This window comes from Flavobacterium branchiophilum NBRC 15030 = ATCC 35035 (genome assembly GCF_002217205.1).
GTDB lineage: Bacteria > Bacteroidota > Bacteroidia > Flavobacteriales > Flavobacteriaceae > Flavobacterium > Flavobacterium branchiophilum.
This window is the reverse complement of sequence record NZ_MUGT01000181.1, coordinates 1-2,391: the sequence shown is the minus strand read 5'-3', so window position 1 is coordinate 2,391 and position 2,391 is coordinate 1. Positions and strand designations below refer to the sequence as shown.

General features: G+C 31.7%; 2 protein-coding genes. One reads left to right on the top strand and one right to left on the bottom strand.

The window, feature by feature from the left end; genetic code table 11:
- The first annotated feature begins 154 nt into the window (after window positions 1-154).
- Entirely contained in the window at window positions 155-1,342 is a 1,188-nt protein-coding gene (locus B0A58_RS15475; protein ID WP_089081788.1) for a glycosyltransferase family 4 protein, read from the top strand.
- 71 nt (window positions 1,343-1,413) lie between these two features.
- Here the strand turns inward: B0A58_RS15475 and B0A58_RS15470 are convergent.
- Window positions 1,414-2,391: exopolysaccharide biosynthesis polyprenyl glycosylphosphotransferase (locus B0A58_RS15470; RefSeq protein WP_106408034.1), on the bottom strand; the 978-nt coding region annotated here is incomplete at its 5' end.

The following is a 2,391-nucleotide window of genomic DNA, read 5'->3' as shown; positions in this document are numbered from 1 at the left end:
TTTGAAACGGATAGCCCGATCCTTGAGGAATGCCCAAAATAGGCTCTGTCTAATTTGCTATTTTATTGAGAATGTAGCCATTAGGATTAATAGCCATTCAAGAAATTGAAATTGGATTAGCAATGATACCAATCTATTAATACAAGAAAAATAAATGAACGAAATACTTATACTTACAAATTATTTTCCGCCAGAAAAAGGGGCCGCAGCCAACAGAATAGCACAATTGGCTCAAAATTTAAACCATTTGAACTATCAGGTAACGGTAATTTGCCCTATGGGAAATTATCCAAATGGGCGTATTTTTGAACAATATAAAGGAAAATTTATTGTTCATGAAACGATAAATGGCATCAAAACCAAGCGGCTTTGGATTTATCCAAGTAATAGTAAAAATATAGTAAAACGTTTACTTTCGGTTGTTTCGTTTGCTTCTTTTTTAGGTTTTTACTTGCTTTTTTTTAAAACACCCAAAAAAGTTATCGTTCAATCTCCTCCATTGTTATTGTCGTTTTTGGCAATTATTATTTTGAAATTCAAACAAAAAAAAATCATTTTAAACGTCTCGGATCTTTGGCCTTTGGCTGCATTAGAACTTCAGTTGATAGCCAAAAATAGTGTGTCGCACCAAATGGCCTGTTATTTTGAAAAAAATATTTATCAAAAAAGCACCGTTATATTAGGTCAATCTCTCGAAATTTTGGAACATATTCAAAATTTAGGGCATCCACAACCGTGTTATTTGTATCGCAATTATCCTGTATATGATAATGCTGTTTTTAATTTGAAGTGCCATACAGATGGCACCATTCGGATTTTTTATGCTGGGTTGTTGGGTGTGGCACAAGGTATTTTTGAATTATGTAAGCAAATCCATTTGAAAAATTTGCCAATAGAGTTTCACCTATTTGGCGAAGGAGCCGAACGACAAGCTATAGAAGCATTGATTGAAACAAACGGAATGGCTAATAAGTTGGTGTTTCATGGTATGCTAGACAGAACATTATTACACCAACAACTGCAAACGATGGATATAGCCGTTGTACCTCTCAAAAACAGGATATATGGTTCTGTGCCTTCAAAAATATTTGAATACAGTTTGCTTGGATTCCCAATTTTATATTTTGGAGGTGGCGAGGGCGAGCAAATAGTAGCACAAAACAACTTGGGTTGGGTGGCAAAAGTTACTGATTTTGAAGATTTTAACAACGTTTTGAAAAACATTTCTCTATTGACAAAAGATGAGATTGACCAAAAAAAGCGACAAGTTTTTGAACAAGCTAATCAGCAATTTGATTTACAAAAACAAATGGACAATTTGGTGGCTTTTGATGTATTTTAATGTAACACTTTAGTGTAAAATAGATAATTACAATATTGTAGATTATTATAAAAATAGCGTAAAAACTTATTTTAATAGGCTTTTTTATCGCCCCTGATGGCGTTTATTATTGTCAAAATTACTATTTTCAAATCGAGCATTAGATTCCAATTTTCAAGATAAAAAATATCATAACGCACACGATAAATAATATCTTTCTCGTTTTCGACTTCGCCTCGAAAACCATTGGTTTGTGCTAATCCAGTAATTCCTGGTTTGATAAAGTGCCGTACCATAAATTTATCAACACTTTTGGCATACATTTCTGTATGGCTTACCATGTGTGGCCTGGGGCCAACAACAGACATAGAGCCAAATAATACATTGAAAAACTGTGGCATTTCATCGATACTTGTTTTGCGAATGAATTTACCTATTTTTGTAATTCGTGGGTCATTTTTTTGAACTTGTTCCAAATCTGCAATAGGATTTAACCTCATGGAACGAAATTTCAAACAACTAAATTCGTGATAATTCAAGCCATTGCGTTGTTGTTTGAAAAAAACAGGTCCTTTGGATTCTAATTTTATCAATAATCCAATTAAAGGAATCATCCAAGACAAAACAAAAACAATGACAAGGATAGAAAAAACAATATCAAAAACCCGTTTTATAAATTTGTTTCGAAAACTATCAAGAGGAATATTTCGCAACGATATCACTGGAATATAACCATAATAATCAAAATTGATACTTCGAGAAATGATTTCTTTGTTGTCTGGCAAAAATTTGAGGGTTTTCAAATTGTTATCTGCAAAATCTATATAATGTTTAATTTGTGTTTTAGACAAATTAGGCAAAGAACAATAAATTTCATCAATATTATATTCTTTAACATATTGAAAACTTTTTTCAATAAACAGATTATCGGCTGTTGGGGTAAATACTTTAAATAATTTATATCCAAAATCTGTATTATTTAAAAAAAAATCAGACAATTGCCAAACATTTTGACCTTCGCCAATAATAATAACTTTTCTAAAATTGCCACCAAAAAAGCTTCTAAAAAT

Coding starts and splice junctions, on each gene's coding strand:
- B0A58_RS15475 (WP_089081788.1), top strand. CDS start 155: ATGAACGAAATACTTATACTTACAAATTATTTTCCGCCAGAAAAAGGG.